The following is a 17835-nucleotide window of genomic DNA, read 5'->3' on the forward strand; positions in this document are numbered from 1 at the left end:
CGGCTCAATTGCTAAAGTGAGCTGCTTTTTCCTTTTAATGCGTACCTGAACTGGCAACATGAGATTAAAACAAATAAAACTTGCTGGATTTAAGTCGTTTGTAGACCCAACTAAAATCCCATTTGATAACGCGTTATCAGCAATTATTGGCCCAAATGGTTGCGGCAAATCCAATGTGATTGATGCTGTCCGCTGGGTGCTGGGAGAAAGTAGCGCTAAAAATCTACGTGGCGATTCGATGACCGATGTTATTTTTAACGGTTCATCTTCACGTAAACCTATTTCTGTTGCTGGGGTTGAATTAGTTTTTGAAAATACTCAAGGGCGTTTAGCTGGGCAATATGCGAGCTATCAAGAAATTTCGGTTAAACGTCAAGTCAATCGCGACAGCGAATCAACTTACTTTTTAAATGGTCAAAAGTGTCGTCGCAAAGACATTACCGATTTATTTATGGGCACAGGACTTGGGCCGCGAAGTTATGCAATTATTGAACAGGGAACGATTTCCCGTTTAATCGAGTCTAAACCGCAAGAGCTTCGGGTTTTTATCGAAGAAGCTGCAGGGATTTCTCGTTATAAAGAACGTCGCCGCGAAACCGAAAATCGCATTCGTCATACACGTGAAAACTTAGCGCGTTTAAATGACATCAGAGTTGAATTAGGCGCACAACTCGACAAGTTATCACAACAAGCTAAAGCCGCATTACAATACCGCGAGCTTAAAAATAGCGAACGTCAATTGCACAGCCAGTTGTTGGTTATTCGTTATCAAGAACAATTAACTCAGACTGATAAACTTGAAGCTGAATTAAGCGGGTTAGATATTCAATCTCAGCAACTGCAAAGCACCGCCCAACATGCTGATACAAGTGTTACACAGCTTAAACAGCAATTGGCGGAGTTAAGTGATGCTGAGCATAAATTAGTTGAACAATATTATTTAACCGGTAATAACATTACTAAGCTCGAGCAACAGTTGAAGCATCAGCAACAACAAGATTCACAGTTGCAACAGCAAATCACGACTTTACAACAACAATTAGCCGCAGGTGATTTGGCTATTGCGAATTTGAACGACAACTATCAACTGTTAGTTGCACAAGCAGATGGCTTAACTCCGCAATGCGAACAAGCACAAGTGGAACTTGAGTTGATTGATGAACAATTACTTGTGGTTGAAGATGCGTGCGATGATCAACAATTACTGCTCACGCAATATGCTGAAACACTCGCGTCCAATAAAATGCAATTGGCATTATCGCAATCAAGCTTCACCCATCAACAACAAAGCCTCCAGCAAGATGAACGCCAAAAAGTACAATTAACGCAAGAGTTAGCTGCTTTAGAACAACAAGATAATCAATCGCTATTAAGTACGACCCAAACACAATTAAGCCTTGTTGAGATGCAGTTGGCTGAAACTCTTGCACAGCAAAAACAAGGCGATCAACAGCTTAGCGCCGCTCAATATGCACTCGATCAGCAGCGAGAAACTTATCAAACTCTTAAGCAAACCATCACTCACCGTCATGCTCGGTTGCAGCTCATAGATGAATTACTTGCTGGACATACACAATCGACAGGCCTGCAATTGTGGCAAGTGATAGAGGTAAAACCTGGCTGGGAAAAAGCCGTTGATATGGTATTGCACGGGTTAAGCCAATTACCGGTTTTAACCGCTGACGAAGCGCCTAGCCCAGCATTGGTTGGTTTTACTCAGCAGAGCGTCGTAAGCAATAATGCATTTTCCACAGAGGTTAATTTAGCCCCATGGATCTCGTCGGTCATTTGGGCGAAAAATCTTGATGATGCGATGCAACTTCTACCGCAAATTAATGAAAATCAATACATTGCCACTCAAGAAGGTTACTTGGTCGGTCACGGTTTTGTATTAAATCATACTCAATCTGGGCAGTCGGCTATTGTACTTAGCCAAGAGCGCATAATGCTAAGTGAGCAATTAATCGCGTTAGATATACAGTTAGCAGCAGCACAGCAAGCGTTAACTGAACAAACTCAACAAGCTGCTGAGCAACAAATACAATTAAGCCAGGTACAACAACACTGCCATCAATTGCAAATTAGCCAAACTAAGTTGCAATCGACCTTGGCCAGTTTGCAACAACAACTCACAGATAAACAACAAAAACAACAGAAATGCCATGATACGCTTACCAAGCTTGAGCAAGTCTATCGTGACAAACAAATGCAAATAGAAGCTTACGAAGCACAAGTTTTCACTCAAGAAGAGGCTTTGTCTGCTGCCATTAATCAACATGAGGTCGCACAACATGCATGGCAAAATAGTCAGGCAAAACTGCGTGAAACCAAAACTAAACGGGCTGATGCCTTTAGTAAACTGACTCAACAACAAGCTCAGCTACAGCAGCATGCCACGCAACAAGCGCTTAGTTTGCAACAATTACAACAACAAACTGAAAAACAGACTGAATTATCAAATCAGTACGCTCAATTACAACAAATGTTGCAAGATAATCAACATCAACGTGGAGAGCATCAATTAGCGCAATTATCTGCTCAACTTTCTGATGCGCTTGAGCAACAGCAAGCCCTGCAGCGACAATTGCAACAAAATCGTGCCCAACAGGCTGAATTGCAAACCAGTTTAGATAGCTCAGTATTGATGCAAAAACAACAGCTTGTAGTGTTACAGGACTTGACTCAAAAGATAAGCGCGTTAAAGTTACGTCGTGAGGGTTTAAAAGGGCAAGCTAATGCACAGCTGCAATTACTGCAAGAGCAGCAAATTCAGTTGCAACAGGTGATTGCCGATATGCCCGAACATGCCAGCGCAAACGTGTGGGCAGAACAGTTAGAAAAGGTAAAACAAAAGGTTGTTCGCTTAGGTGCAATTAACCTTGCGGCAATTGAAGAATTTGAAACCCAGCGAGAACGTAAAGATTATTTAGACAGTCAAGATGATGATTTAAATAAAGGATTATCTACGCTGGAAGATGCAATTAGAAAAATCGATAAAGAAACTAAAACCCGCTTTAAAGCGACATTTGAAGCGGTTAATCACGATTTAGGGCAATTATTTCCTAAAGTGTTTGGTGGTGGCAAAGCGTATTTGGCGCTCACCGATGATGACTTACTCGAAACGGGGGTCACTATCATGGCCCAGCCACCGGGCAAGAAGAATAGCACCATACATTTACTTAGTGGTGGAGAAAAAGCGTTAACCGCTTTATCATTAGTCTTTGCTATTTTTAGACTAAATCCAGCACCTTTTTGTATGTTAGATGAAGTTGATGCACCTTTGGATGACGCAAACGTCGAACGTTTTTGCCGTTTATTGCAAGAAATGTCACAAAGCGTGCAATTTATTTATATCAGTCACAATAAAATAACGATGGAAATGGCTGATCAACTCATTGGCGTTACTATGCATGAACCGGGCGTTTCAAGGATAGTCGCAGTGGACATTGAAGCCGCAGTTGCCTTAGCCGATGCGGTATAAATTAGAAAGACAGGGATAATAATGAAAGATCTACAACTGGTGTTGTTTGTATTAGGCGCGATCGCAATTATTGCGGTGTTAGTGCATGGTTTTTGGTCAATTAGAAAACAACAACCTAAATCAATGAAGCAAAGTCCGATGGCCGGATTTTATAAAAACCAAGCTCAACGTCGTGACACTGAAGGTTTCGATGAAGATGGTATTGGCAAAGTGCGCGTTCGTAAAGCTGACGAAGTCGAAGAAACGGTAAACAAACCTATTCTCAAAACTAATTTAAGCCAAAAACCGAACACTCAACCTCATATTACGCCAAGTAACACACCATTACAGGATTCTTTACGCCAGCCAGAGGCTGTAGCCGTTCAGCCAACGTTAAAGGTAGAAAATAATACACCACCCCCAGCATCTTCTAACGTGGCGCAAAGCGTGAGTTCTGCTATGAGCTTACCTAAAAAGATTTTTAACACCTCAACCAGCACCGCAAAATTAGAAAGCTATACAGGTAAACCGTTACCAGCAAAAAGCGAGCCTGTTAAAGCGGCCCCTGTTCAAGTAGAGCCTGCTAAGTCACAAACACCAATGCAACCGGCATTTAAATCAACCGCTGAGCCAGTATTGCAATCACAAGCACCTCAAATTGAACCTAAGCCTATTGCTACTGTGCAAGTAAAAACTGAGCCCAAAGCCGTGGTAAGCGATGATCCTATCGAACCGACAGATGTATTAGTGTTGCACATTGTGGCAAAGCCGGGTGAGCAAATTCAAGGCGCAGAATTATTGCCTAGCTTATTGTCACTAAACTTTAAGTTTGGAGATATGGATATTTTCCATCGACATATTGACAATGCAGGGACTGGTAAGGTGTTATTTTCACTAGCCAATATGTTAAAACCAGGCATATTTGATCCTGACAACATGGAGCAATTTGTCACCCAAGGTGTAGTGTTATTTATGACATTACCTGCTTTTGGCGATCCAATGATGAATTTTACTATTATGCTTAACTCGGCTTATCAAATTGCTGATGATTTGGACGCTGAATTACTCGATGGACAACGCCAACCTTGGTCAGATGCCATAAAGAAAGATTATATCAGACGCGTTAACGCGGCATAAATGATGCGTAATCTGTTGTGATTAACACAGCTTTAAGGCCGCAGCAGCGGCCTTAATTGTTTTATCTCTTTTACTTACATCGACAATAGCGCCTCAGGCTATGTGACGAAACGACTTCATGTTCAACTTGTATGATGACGGATACCCAAATGCACGCAATTCAAACCGAAATGGATCAACTGACTCAGACCATTAATCAGCACAATATTCGCTATTATGTCGATGATGCCCCCTCGATCCCCGACGCTGAATATGACAGACTAATGCAACGTTTAATCACACTTGAACGTGAAAACCCGCAATTAATCTTGCCAGACTCACCAAGCCAAAGAGTTGGCGGTATCGCATTACAAAAGTTTGCCCAAATTACCCATTTAAAGCCCATGCTCAGTTTAGATAATGCTTTCGAACAAAGCGATTTCGAAGCATTTAATAAACGTATTACCGACAAAGTTGCGCAAGTTGACTATGTTTGCGAGCCTAAGCTTGATGGATTAGCCGTGTCGATCACTTATCGCAATGGTGTACTTGAACGTGCCGCTACACGTGGCGATGGTTCTGTTGGCGAAGACATTACCGAAAACGTACGTACCATTCGCTCTATCCCATTAAAATTGCGTGGTGAAGGCTTTCCCGAATTAGTTGAGGTACGCGGCGAAGTGTTTATGCCTAAAGCAGCATTTGAGGCACTAAATCAACGCCAAATGAGTAAAGGTGATAAAGTCTTTGTTAACCCGCGTAATGCAGCAGCAGGCAGTTTGCGCCAGTTAGACAGCAAAATTACCGCGTCACGCGCCTTAGGGTTTTACGCCTATGCGCTTGGGGTGGTTGAAGGTGAATCACAGCCTATGCAAATGACCCATTTTGGCCAGTTAACCCAACTCAAGCAGTGGGGATTACCAATGAGCCAAGAGGTAAAAGTGTGCGACAGTGTTGAAAAAGTCTTTGCCTATTATCAAGATATTATGATTCGTCGCAGTCAGCTTGACTATGAAATCGATGGTGTAGTGATAAAGGTTAATGACATTACTAAACAACAGTCTTTAGGTTTTGTTGCCAAAGCACCTCGTTGGGCTATTGCGTATAAATTCCCCGCACAAGAAGAAATGACCTTGCTTGAATCAGTTGATTTTCAAGTAGGCAGAACGGGCGCAGTGACGCCTGTCGCACGTTTAAAGCCGGTTTTTGTGGGTGGCGTAACCGTTTCAAATGCGACACTACATAATGCTGATGAAATAGCACGTCTTGGGGTTAAAATTGGCGATACTGTAATTATTCGCCGTGCCGGTGATGTCATTCCGCAAATTGTCGCCATTGTTGCAGAGCAACGTCCTAATGATGCAAAAGAGATTGTATTCCCGCTGCATTGCCCTGTGTGTCAAAGTATTGTTGAACGTTTAGAAGGAGAAGCTGTTGCGCGTTGCAGTGGAGGCTTGTTCTGCGAAGCTCAGCGCAAAGAAGCGATTAAGCATTTTGCTTCACGTAAAGCGCTTAATATTGACGGCATGGGCGATAAAATTGTTGAGCAACTGATTGATAAAGAGCTCGTTAAAACACCGGCAGACTTATTTTCGCTTACGGCATCGGCTATCACGATGCTTGATCGCATGGCCATGAAGTCGGCTACTAATATTGTTTCGGCAATTAAAGCTGCCAAAACGACTACGCTGGCGAGATTTTTATACAGCTTAGGCATTCGTGAAGTCGGTGAGGCTACTGCTGCCAACTTAGCGCAACATTTTGCTGACTTTGAACGCATCCGCAGCGCGAGTGTCGAGCAGCTACTAGAAGTCAGTGACGTAGGTGAGATTGTTGCAAAACACATCAGTCAGTTTTTTGCCCAACCGCATAACATTGAAGTAATAGAACAACTGCTCGCTGCAGGCATAACCTGGCCAGTAATAGAAAAAGCTGACGAGTCACAATTAAGTCTTAAAGGGCAAACGTGGGTGCTAACAGGTACTTTGACGCAACTTAATCGTAATGATGCTAAAGCACAGTTACAAGCCTTAGGTGCTAAGGTGGCTGGCAGCGTGTCTAAAAATACCGATTGCGTTGTTGCCGGTGAGGCAGCAGGTTCAAAGTTGGCTAAAGCACAAGAGCTTGGCGTTAAAGTGATTGATGAGCAAGGGTTATTAGACTTACTCAATGCAAGCAATTGACCCCTGATGATCACTTTATTAATGTCTTTGCTCGCAGATAAGAGTCTATTGTGAATTTTAGTAATATTACCTGGCTCGATGAACGAGGCCACATTAAGCCGCCATTATTCTTGTATTTAATACTGATTTTTTTAGCGCGTGGTTGGTGTATTTTTATAGCTTCACTGACCCAATTTAATGATCGCTCAGGGCTAGTACGCTTGTTTTACCCAGAAAAAAGCGATTTCATTCTGGCATTAATCGCAGGCGTCGGTGCTGTATTGCTCTATGGGCTAGTGATAGCTGAGCGAAAACGCAGTTGGCTTTTATTGAGACCTTTATTTAACCGAAGCATCTGGTTTTTATGGGCTTTACTTATTTTAGATGGCGTGTTTTTATTGCAACGGATAATACACGACGATTACTTATTTAAAGTCGGTTACTCACTTGATGCACTTTTTTTATTTTGGTCTGTGATTTATGTACTAAAATCAAAGCGGTTACATTATTACTTTGCGGATTGGATCATAGAAGATAACGATGTGGTGGCTCATGCCTCGACAAACGGGACTAAAGTAGACAAGTAGCTGTAAGCTATTTAGCTATAAATTATCGGTTTAAATATAAGTATAATGATATAAACCAAGGCATAAAGAACAAATAAACAGTGACATAATTAATGACAATGTTAGCGTAATAATGACATTATCACTCAAGCCCGATTTGGCGAATGTGAAAGGATCACGACTTTGGCTAAAGCAGAATTAACACAAATACCTGTTTCTCAAATGGTTATTGGTTTAACCGTTAAGCTGCCTTTGTCGTGGACTAGCCATCCTTTTTTCCGCAGCAAAGTGAAATTAGAACAACAAGTGCAAATTGAGATGATTAAAGGTCTCGATGTTGATTTTGTTTATGTAATTGATGGCCATGATTTATTACCTGTCATTGAAACCCCTGTCGAAATAGAACAACCGCAAGAAGAACAAGTGCAAGAAGTGGATTACCGTCCACTGGCCAAAAAAAGTATGCGTGTTAGCCAACAGCGTTTTGTGCGAGCCGTTAACGACAGTCGTACAGTATTTGGCAAGGTGGTCAGTGATCCTGAGGGCGCTTATCGAGAAGCGGCAACCTTAGTTGAAGAGTTAGTCGAGCATTTGTATGAAAGTGAAACCCCGCATTTAACCTTAGTGGGTAGTGGCGAAGCAGACATGAGTGTTACACAACATGGCATTTCAGTCGCGGTACTGGCCATGATGATCGCCCATACACTCTCACTGACAAAGAAAGAAGTGCGCGACATTGCATTAGGCAGCTTATTTCACGATATAGGTAAGCTCAAAGTGCCAGAAGACATACGGCGCAAACGCGGTGAATTAACGGATGTTGAAGCTAACTTTCTTAAAAAACATCCAAACTTTGGTTTTGATATGCTTAAGCGAAGCGGATTATACCCAGATGCAATGCTCGACATAGTATTACACCATCATGAATTTATTGATGGCAGTGGTTTTCCCGATGGTTTAAATGAGGTCAAATTGTTAATCACCACGCAAGTGGTGTCATTAGCTAATGATTACGAAACATTATTATCCAAATACCACACTCCGCAAATTGCACTTGGCATTTTATTTAAGAATCACAGTAGTAAACACAGTGATAAACTTATTTCGGTTTTGGTCAAAATATTAGGTATTTATCCACCGGGCACCATTGTGCGCTTAACCGATGACGCCATTGCCAAGGTAATGATGACCACCGCTGATGTTAAACAGCCACATGTATGGTCTTGCGATACAAGTGGTGACGAGGCCAGTTTTCGATTTTTAATTAACGAAGATGTGCAGGTCAAAGAAGTCATTAAGTTAGATGAGTTATCCGAAGGTGCAATTAAAACGCTCCAAGCTAACAATTCTATAAGCTTTTATTTTAATCATTTTAATCACTAAAACCTCTCGAGGCTCGATGAATACAATAACCCTTATTGGATGTGGATGGTTTGGGCTTCCTTTGGCAAAACACTTAATAAACCAAGGTTTTCAGGTTAAAGCATCAAAACGTCAAGTTGATGATTTAGTCTCATTACCGCAAATGGGTATTGAAGGTTACCAGCTAGATTTAGCGAATGTCACCCTTGATGCCAAGGCTTCGTCATTATTTGATTCAGATGCAATTGTGATTAACATTCCGCCAGGTCTTCGTCGCGGAGAGTCTGACTATATTGCCTACTTAACTGAGCTTAAATCACTAATTGGAACTCGACAGTATCAAAAAGTGATTTTTATTAGCACTACTGGCGTATATCCATCGCTTGACCAAACGGCGACTGAAGATGATGCGAGTGCATTTAATGACATTAGTGATACTTTATTACAAGCAGAATCAATGTTTGCTTCAATGGCCAACAGTTGCATCGTTCGATTCTCAGGTTTGATTGGCCCTAAGCGTCATCCGGGACGTTTCTTTGCCGGGAAATCTGATGTCAGTGGCGCTAATGTTGCGGTTAATTTAGTGCATCTCGATGATTGCATTGCTGCAGTTAGCTTGATTTTATCAAAAAAGGAGACATTACCGATTTATAATCTTGCTGCGCCCATTCATCCAACTCGTGGTGAGTTTTATGTCGCTGCGGCAAACCACCTTGGGTTAACTGCGCCAGAATTTAACCAACAATCACAACCGAGTAAAGTGATTGATGGCCAGTTAATTTGCCGTGATTTAGGTTATGTGTATCAACAGCCAAATCCACTCAAAATGCTTGATGCTTGCTAAACGAGCATAGGCTATAATAGCAGGCATATTTTGAATAAAAGGCAATTATTGTGACGACTCAAACTCAAGCGTTTGCATTACTTCCAGGTGATGAATTCGTAGAACTGTACAAAGTATTAAAAGTACAAGGCCTAGTTAATGGCGGCGGCGATGCAAAGCACGTCATTACTGAAGGTCAAGTGACTGTTAATGGTGAAGTTGATACTCGTAAGCGTAAAAAATGTGTTGTGGGCGATATTATTTCGTTTAATGGCGCAAACATTGAAATTGTTGCTGCTCAATAAAGGACGAATACATGCAATTCCCTGATGATGACAATGGCCAAATGTTGGCTGCTATGGCTGAAGCCGGTATTGATTTAACTCAATCACTTGAAGTTGATTTCTTTTTGGTATTTGATGATCAGCGTGATGCTGAATCGGCTATCGAAGCGTTAAGCCAAACCGACATGAATGGTGAACTAGAACTTAACTTCGACGAAGAAAGCACAAAGTGGGAAGTGATTGTATGCCTTCACATGGTGCCAGAATATAATGCACTTGTTGCTAAAGAAACTGAGTTAAATATTTTTGCACAAGAGTTTGATGGTATTTCAGACGGTTGGGGTGTAATGCAGCATCAACATGGCGACGATGAGTTTGCTGATGAAGATGATGATCACGAGTGCAGTGAGCATTGCCACCACTAATAATATCTCGTTTCATCATGTATTAATTTATTTTCAATCGATAGAAAAAGCCGTTAATGCTCTGCATTAACGGCTTTTTTATTATTAACCAATTAATCCACTAATCAATGTGCTAGTTAGCTAACTAATCAGCTAACGAATTAACAGGCCGATAAGAAAAGCTATTCTTTAATTTCTTCAACCACTTCTTTGGTTTCTCGACCAATGGCTTTAACCGTATCGCGAGTACCATGGCCAATTGCCGTGGTGACTTTTTTCGTTGTGTGGCCTATTTCTTTGCCTGTTTGTTTTAATTCCGCGCATGCTGATAAGCACACCATAATACTCAACGGCACCAATATTAAGATGACTTTTTTATACATTGTAGTAGCCTGTTATAAATGAGTGTTAACCGTATCACTTGTTTACTTTAACGATAATAATCTTGATGATACATGGACAAAATTAAGGGAATACCATGGATGTTAATGCCACAAAAATTGGCCAAATTATATTTGTTATCACCGTTGTAATGGTGTTTTTTACTTTAAAATTTGCCAAGGGTAAAACGACAAACTTACCGTTAATTGGCTTTTACGCCATTTTGCTCAATGTTATCTTTGCTCCAGCAGGTTGGATATATTGCTGGTATTGGTCAACAAAACCATCGTTACCTAAAAAATAACCCCCGCACTATTGTAAGTACTAAACCCGTGGGGATGTTGCGGCAATATTGAAGTCAGTTAACCACGGTTAATGGTTAAATCAGACACATATCCGTGCTGCGTCGCAACTAAAGCACTTTTTAGCATCTGCGCAGCTTCATCGGCCGTCATAAAACTTGATGTGTCGATGTCTTTACCGCTTGTAGACCAAAAATCTGTTGCCATTCCGCCAGGATAAACCGCAATCAATTTCATTGGGCTTGATTTTAACTCTAATCGTAATGATTCAACTAAGCCTTTTACGGCCCATTTTACCGCACAATACGTTGACTCATTGGCTTTGCCAGCTTGCGCTGCTGTCGACATGACAACCACTACGTTAACCTTATGATCACGATAGCGGCTAACGAGTTCGCGCAATACCAAAATACTTGAGGTCAGATTATTGTGGATGAGTAGGTTTATTGCTTGTGGATCTTGTTGTTCAATAGGACCAAAGTAACCACTGCCTGCACAATGAATTACCGTCGTCGGTGGTGCTGATAATTGCGAAAATAAACGATGTACATCTTCTGCTACGCATAAATCTGCAACCTGCATGGCCACATTAGCTTGTTGATCAGCAGTAAGCTTAGCCGTTACAGCGGCCAGTTTCTGTTGGCTGCGACCGCTAATGAGCAATTGGCATTCGTCTACAGCATAATGTTGGGTAAGGGCTGCACCTAGGCCACTGCTGGCGCCAGTAATAACAATCATAATAAACCTTTATTTAGGTAAATACTCACTAAGCTAGTCACTATACCAATGCATTGCGAAACCGCAATCGTGGCGTGAGTTAATCACGGATTAAGCGTTCATTGAATAAAGGTGAATAAATTATCGGAACGCTTTGTATTTTGACGTTAAAGATTGTCTAATAACGCCTTGCCAATTGTCCTTCTGACTCACGTTTGTCGCTATTAACGAGAATCTTAATGTTTGAACTCACGCTCCAACTTGCACTTATTTTATTTGCTGTAGCCTTAATTGCCGGATTTATCGATTCGATAGCCGGTGGCGGTGGGTTACTCACCATACCTGCTTTAATGTGGGCAGGATTACCTCCAGCAGCAGCATTAGGCACCAATAAATTACAAGCCTGCGGTGGCAGTTTTTTTGCTAGTTTGTATTTTGTCCGCAAAGGCATGGTTGATTTGCGTAGCATTAAGCTGTCGCTCGTGTGTGCTTTTTTGGGGGCCGCTATTGGTACCATTCTTGTGCAAATGATAGATGCGAAGCTCCTTGAGTTAGTGTTGCCATTTTTAATTTTAGCAATTGGCTGCTACTTTTTATTTTCTAAAAAGATCAGTGAGGATGATCGCCAGCAAGTGTTTACGCCTACGGTGTTTGCTTTTACTGCTGCACTCGGTGTGGGCTTTTATGATGGTTTTTTTGGCCCAGGTACTGGCAGCTTTTTTGCCTTAGCATTTGTGTCTCTTGCCGGTTTTGGGTTAGCTAAAGCGACTGCTCACGCCAAATTATTAAACTTTGCTACCAATATCGCCTCATTAATTTTCTTTTTAATTGGTGGCCAAGTCGTGATCGTTTTAGGGTTAATTATGCTGGTAGGACAGTCTATTGGCGCAACACTTGGCTCGCGTTTAGTGGTCACTAAAGGTGTTAAAATTATTAAACCGCTGGTGGTCATTATGTCATTGGGCATGAGTATCAAATTGTTGTGGACACAATATATGTAAATGCGCTTTTGTAAGCGCCAATATGTTTAGCATTAAGCAATACTTCAACAAGCCATATTTCAAATTAAAGGGATGTTATGCGCATTATTCACACATCTGATTGGCACCTAGGTCAATATTTTTACGGTAAGAGCCGTGCTGCGGAACATCAAGCATTTATGCACTGGCTATTGAGTCAAATTGAGCTGCACCAGGTAGATGCTCTGATTATTGCGGGAGATATTTTTGATACTGGCACTCCACCGAGTTATGCACGCGCACTCTATAATCAATTTATTGTGCAAATTCAGCAAAGTGGTTGCCAATTGATTATTTTGGGTGGGAATCATGATTCAGTGTCGACCCTCAATGAGTCAAGACACCTTTTAGCCTGTCTTAACACCATTGTTATTCCAGGTGCATTTGACAGTATTAATGAACATATTATTCCACTTAAGAACCGTCAAGGTGAAGTGGGTGCTATTTTGTGTGGCTTACCTTTTTTACGACCGCGCGATATGGTGCTGAGTGAGTCGGGGGAATCATCTATTGATAAACAGCGAAAGCTGGGTGATGCCATTAGCGATTTATATCAGCAGTGTTTTGAGCAAGCAAGAGCATTAAATGCGACGTTAGCGTCACCCGTTGCAATAGTGGCAACAGGTCACCTGACCACTGTCGGCGCCAGTACTTCTGAGTCGGTTCGCGATATTTACATCGGCAGTTTAGATGCTTTTAACGCTTCGCATTTTCCGCCAGCTGATTACATTGCTCTTGGTCACATTCATCGCCCACAAGTGGTGGCTAAATCTGAACATATTCGTTACAGCGGCTCACCCATCCCGTTAAGTTTCGATGAATTATCGAGTCAACATCAAGGCAATAAATCCGTTTTTCTGGTTGAGTTTACCGCGGCCAAACTCAACACCGCTACGCCATTAATGGTACCAATGTTCCAAGCTATGCAAGTATTAAAAGGTGATTTGGACAGCATTGAGCAACAGCTATCAGAATTTACAGACAAGCTCACTAGCGAACAAACGACATGGTTAAGTATTGAAGTGTCGCAGCAAGATTATTTATCTGACTTACAGTCGCGAATTGCCGAATTAACTCAAGATAAAGCCGTAGAGGTATTACAGTTAAAACGGGCTCGTAGTCAACGTCAGCAGCACATTAAGCAACTGGATAACGAAACCCTATCAGAGCTTAGTGTCAGCCAGGTATTTGCCCGCCGTTTAGCTCAAGAGCAATTTGAAACCGACGCACAACAAGCGCAGCTTAGTAGAATTAAGCAATGTTTTGAGCAAGTGGTCGTAGAGGTTGAGGCTGAGCGTAATAGCCAAGAAACCGCAGCAAGCCATGTGCTACAAGAAACAAGCGGCCCAGCAATCGTTGACAATAAACAACTGGATTACGTGCAAGAAGGTGAACAAGAATGAAGATTTTAAGCCTTCGCTTTAAAAATATAAATTCACTTAAAAATGAGTGGAAAATTGATTTTACCCAATCACCTTTTGCCGAAAATGGTTTATTTGCGATTACCGGTCCAACGGGTTCTGGTAAAACCACCATTTTAGATGCTATTTGCTTAGCGCTTTATCATCGTACGCCAAGATTGAATAATATCTCTAAAACGACTAATGAATTGATGACTCGCGGCACGGCAGAATGCTTAGCCGAAGTCGAATTTGAAGTAAAAGGCGTCGCTTATCGTGCTTTTTGGAGTCAACGTCGTTCGCGCGATAAAGCCGATGGCAATTTGCAAGATGCACAAGTTGAATTGGCACTATTAAGTGACGGTAAAATCCTCGCCAGCCAAATTAAACGTAAAACCGAATTAGTTGAAGAAATCACTGGACTCGATTTTGCCCGTTTTACTAAATCGATGATGTTGTCTCAAGGACAATTTGCAGCATTTTTAAATGCCGATGCCAATGACCGAGCAGAACTATTAGAAGAACTGACTGGCACCGAAATTTATGGCTTAATTTCTGCCCGGGTGCACCAACACTATAGTGAGGCTAAAACTAATTTAAAAGTCTTAGAAGCCAAGCTTGGCAGTGTTGAATTACTCGATGATGGGCAACGTGAAGCGCAGCAACAGCACATTAAACAACTCAAGCAAACCTTGAGTGAGCAGCAGCAACAGTTAATCCAATTAACAGGTTTTTTAACCTGGGCGGATAATGTCCAACAAACTCAAACAGCGTTAAGCAATGCTAATGAGCAGCAACAGCAAGCGCTTGAGCGCCAGCAACAGCATCACTGTGAACTGACACAATTGGCGCACAGCGAACCCGCTCAGCTTATCGCCCCCTTGTTTGAGCAACAACAAAAAGCACAACAAAAAGTTACAACCCTGGCCACGCAAAAGATTGAGCTTAATGAGCAGGCGCAGTTAGCACAATCTGAGCTACAGACTCATCAGCAGCAACAGGGGCAACATCACCAACAGCTTGAACACATTACCCAAGTACATAAAGCCTTATTGACCTTGATTGACCAACAAGTATTGCCACTTGATCAACAGATCCATCAGGTTAATTATCAACTATCTCAAGTGACATCTAGTTTTAAGCAAACTCAGTCACAGCAACAAAAAATGCAGCAACAGCAGCAGCAACTGTTAACACAACAGCAATCACTTGGTACTGATAAACAAAAGATTGAACAACAACTTAATGCGCTACCACAAGGTCAAGATATTGCTAAAGCCTTCGGTGCTTGGCAATCGCAATACGCTCAGGTGCAGCAGTTAACTGAGCAATTGGCGCAGCTTGAACAGCAAGGTCAGCAACATCAACTTAACACTGAGCAAACTCAGGCATCTTTGAAACAATTGAGCCCACAAATAACTCAAGCTCAATTGGTTCTCACTCAAACGAATGCTCAGCAAACTGAAAGCCAGCAAGCTTTGGCCAACTTATTGGCTGGTGAAGATGAGCCACAGATCAGTGCGCAATATCAACAATGTGTAGAGCAACAAGCAGGGCGTTATCAACTAACTCAACTGTTCAGTCAATTTTCCCGCTCGCAACAGCAATGTCAGCAACTGAGTCAGCAGTCGGCGCTGTTTGACAGTGAGCTGCAAGCTATCACGAAATCATTAACAACAGTTAGGGCTCAGTGGACCGATAAAAATCAACAAGTTAAAGATGTACAAACCTTATTGCAGCAAGAGCAGCAAATCGCTAATTTGACCTTAGAGCGAGCTAAATTAAAAGCAGGTGAACCCTGTGCCCTGTGTGGTGCTACGGAGCATCCACTCGTTGAGCGTTATGAAGCGCTTAATGTGTCAGCAACTGAGCAAAGGGCACAACAATTACAAACCGAACTCGACAGTATTAAAAAGCAGGGTGAGCAACTTAAAAACCAGCAAACAGCACTGCAAGTCAAATTTGATAACAGCACAGCGCAGTTCAACCAAGCACAAGCAGAATTGCACAATATTGAACAGCAATGGCAACAGCAAACTCTAGCCTTGTCAGTGAATTTACGCCTAGATAGTCAACAGCAAGTAGCATTAGAAGATTATATTGCCACTGCCGACACTCAGCAGCAGCAATTGGCCACAAAGCTCACTCAGCTCAGCCGATGCCAAAAAACGTTACATCAACATCAGCAACAATGCGTGCAAGCCGAGCAAACAGTGGGTCAGTTAGTGAATCAACAAGGTTTGCTGACACAACAACTTGAAAATGCCAAGCAAAGTGTTGTGGCTCAACAACAGCGGATTGACAGCATAACCCAACAAAAAACTGACATGCTCAATGTGCTGACAAAGCAAATTACCGCCAGTGGATTGAGCGCACCAATGCTTCAAGAAGCTACGCAGTGGTTAGCGACATTACAACAACAGTTAACAGATTGGGCTCAGGCGCAACAACAAGCTATCGACAACCAACAACAATTGACGATAACCCGCGAAAAAATCACCAGTAACCAACAACAATTAAGTGAACTTAACGACCAGTTAACCGCTCAGCAGCAACAGGTTGAGCAAGTACAAGACCAACTTGCAAGCTTACAAGCCAAGCGTCAAAGCCTGTTTGCAGACAAAATAGTTGACGATGAAAAACAGTTAAGCCTGCACACTTTAGAACAAGCTCAGCAACAGTTGGCACTTGTAGAACAGCAGTTACAAGCGGCAGACAAAAAACGCACTGCGCTTCAGGTTCAGCTACACGGTATAACTAGCCAAAAAGAAGATGCCGAGCAAGAGTCACACCAACTAAAAACACAGTGGCAAGAAGCGTTACAACAAAGTCCTTTTACCGATGAGGCTGCGTTTAATGCGGCATTAATCACACCTCTAGAGCGCCAACGGTTGCAACAACTTAAACAACAGCTCGATAACGATATCGTCAAAGCAAACACCTTGGTTGAGCAAGCCTTAGCACGTCAAATTGAATTGACGCAGATCGGGGAGCAACATGACTATGATGTTACCCAGCATGAGGTTATAGCGCAGAAACACCAAGCGCTTGATGTTGAGACGCAGCAACACAAACAAACTCTGTGGCGTTTTACGCACGAGCTCGAACAAGATGCGAGTAAACGAGTTGGGCAACAACAACTGTTAGTTGAACAAGCCCAAATGCAACAAGATTACGATGACTTAGCCTACTTACATTCATTAATAGGTTCTCAAAAAGGCGATAAGTTCCGTAAATTTGCTCAAGGCCTTACGTTGGATCATTTAGTCGCTTTAGCCAATCGTCAGTTAGATAGGCTACAAGGTCGATATTTGTTAGAGCGTAAAGAATCAGATGCATTGGAATTGCAAGTGCTCGACACTTGGCAAGGTGATGCCGTACGTGACACCAGAACCTTATCTGGCGGCGAAAGCTTTTTAGTCAGCTTAGCCCTTGCATTGGCACTTTCTGACCTTGTTAGTCATAAAACGAGCATTGACTCACTGTTTTTAGATGAAGGCTTTGGTACGTTGGACAGCCAAACGTTAGATACCGCATTAGATGCACTCGATAACTTGAATGCATCAGGCAAAATGATAGGTGTGATTAGCCATATCGAAGCAATGAAAGAGCGGATCAGCGTGCAGATAAAAGTGAATAAAATGAACGGGCTTGGAATTAGTAAATTACCAAATGAATTTGCAGTTATCTGAGTTTGATCTGCTTCAAGCTCCCGTGATAACTGCAATCGACTTCAAACAAATTATTAAATAAATGTCATTTTATATTTGTAATATGATTTTTTTTTGATATAAAAGAGCGTTGATATGCAATTTGAGTGCAAAAGTCCGTGTTTTAAG

The 17835-nt window shown here is 42.0% G+C and carries 14 protein-coding genes; 12 read left to right on the plus strand and 2 right to left on the minus strand.

Annotated features, from left to right (window positions below; genetic code table 11):
* Positions 1-58 precede the first annotated feature (58 nt).
* The 8 genes from IEY40_RS13160 to IEY40_RS13195 all read left to right on the plus strand — a co-directional run bounded on the left by IEY40_RS13160 (position 59) and on the right by IEY40_RS13195 (position 10198).
* Complete coding sequence (locus IEY40_RS13160; RefSeq protein WP_188956892.1) at positions 59-3481, plus strand: chromosome segregation protein SMC; 3423 nt, start codon at positions 59-61, stop codon at positions 3479-3481.
* A gap of 21 nt (positions 3482-3502) precedes the next feature.
* Complete coding sequence (gene zipA, locus IEY40_RS13165; protein WP_188956894.1) at positions 3503-4597, plus strand: cell division protein ZipA; 1095 nt, start codon at positions 3503-3505, stop codon at positions 4595-4597.
* 149 nt (positions 4598-4746) lie between these two features.
* Positions 4747-6759 (plus strand): NAD-dependent DNA ligase LigA, encoded by a 2013-nt coding sequence (ligA, locus tag IEY40_RS13170; protein ID WP_428848163.1) that lies wholly within the window; start codon positions 4747-4749, stop codon positions 6757-6759.
* A 50-nt stretch (positions 6760-6809) separates the two neighbouring features.
* Positions 6810-7325, plus strand: a complete 516-nt coding sequence (locus tag IEY40_RS13175) for a DUF2919 domain-containing protein (RefSeq protein WP_188956895.1) — start codon at positions 6810-6812, stop codon at positions 7323-7325.
* A 162-nt stretch (positions 7326-7487) separates the two neighbouring features.
* Complete coding sequence (locus tag IEY40_RS13180) at positions 7488-8687, plus strand: cyclic di-GMP phosphodiesterase (RefSeq protein WP_188956897.1); 1200 nt, start codon at positions 7488-7490, stop codon at positions 8685-8687.
* A gap of 16 nt (positions 8688-8703) precedes the next feature.
* Complete coding sequence (locus tag IEY40_RS13185; protein WP_188956900.1) at positions 8704-9510, plus strand: Rossmann-fold NAD(P)-binding domain-containing protein; 807 nt, start codon at positions 8704-8706, stop codon at positions 9508-9510.
* A 50-nt stretch (positions 9511-9560) separates the two neighbouring features.
* On the plus strand, positions 9561-9794 hold the full coding sequence (locus IEY40_RS13190; RefSeq protein WP_160054335.1) for an RNA-binding S4 domain-containing protein: 234 nt from the start codon (positions 9561-9563) through the stop codon (positions 9792-9794).
* Between the two features lie 11 nt (positions 9795-9805).
* Positions 9806-10198: a ribonuclease E inhibitor RraB gene (locus IEY40_RS13195; RefSeq protein ID WP_188956902.1), complete on the plus strand. Its 393-nt coding sequence runs from the start codon at positions 9806-9808 to the stop codon at positions 10196-10198.
* A gap of 161 nt (positions 10199-10359) precedes the next feature.
* Here the strand turns inward: IEY40_RS13195 and IEY40_RS13200 are convergent, their stop codons facing one another.
* Complete coding sequence (locus IEY40_RS13200) at positions 10360-10560, minus strand: hypothetical protein (protein ID WP_188956904.1); 201 nt, start codon at positions 10558-10560, stop codon at positions 10360-10362.
* 95 nt (positions 10561-10655) lie between these two features.
* On the opposite strand from IEY40_RS13200, the gene IEY40_RS13205 reads away from it, so the two are divergent.
* Entirely contained in the window at positions 10656-10862 is a 207-nt protein-coding gene (locus tag IEY40_RS13205; protein WP_188956906.1) for a hypothetical protein, read from the plus strand.
* A 58-nt stretch (positions 10863-10920) separates the two neighbouring features.
* Here IEY40_RS13205 and IEY40_RS13210 read toward each other — a convergent pair whose 3' ends face one another.
* A complete protein-coding gene (locus IEY40_RS13210) occupies positions 10921-11598 on the minus strand; it encodes an SDR family NAD(P)-dependent oxidoreductase (protein ID WP_188956908.1) in 678 nt (225 codons plus the stop codon).
* Positions 11599-11816: 218 nt separating this feature from the next.
* On the opposite strand from IEY40_RS13210, the gene IEY40_RS13215 reads away from it, so the two are divergent.
* The 3 genes from IEY40_RS13215 to IEY40_RS13225 all read left to right on the plus strand — a co-directional run bounded on the left by IEY40_RS13215 (position 11817) and on the right by IEY40_RS13225 (position 17688).
* The gene (locus IEY40_RS13215) at positions 11817-12578 is read left to right on the plus strand and encodes a TSUP family transporter (RefSeq protein WP_188956910.1); all 762 of its coding nucleotides are present in this window, start codon (positions 11817-11819) and stop codon (positions 12576-12578) included.
* A gap of 77 nt (positions 12579-12655) precedes the next feature.
* On the plus strand, positions 12656-13999 hold the full coding sequence (gene sbcD, locus IEY40_RS13220) for an exonuclease subunit SbcD (RefSeq protein WP_188956912.1): 1344 nt from the start codon (positions 12656-12658) through the stop codon (positions 13997-13999).
* The gene (locus tag IEY40_RS13225; protein ID WP_188956914.1) at positions 13996-17688 is read left to right on the plus strand and encodes an AAA family ATPase; all 3693 of its coding nucleotides are present in this window, start codon (positions 13996-13998) and stop codon (positions 17686-17688) included. The genes sbcD and IEY40_RS13225 overlap by 4 nt, the downstream gene beginning before the upstream one ends.
* Positions 17689-17835: the final 147 nt, after the last annotated feature.

It is taken from the genome of Shewanella ulleungensis (genome assembly GCF_014648315.1).
Classification (GTDB): Bacteria; Pseudomonadota; Gammaproteobacteria; order Enterobacterales; family Shewanellaceae; genus Shewanella; species Shewanella ulleungensis.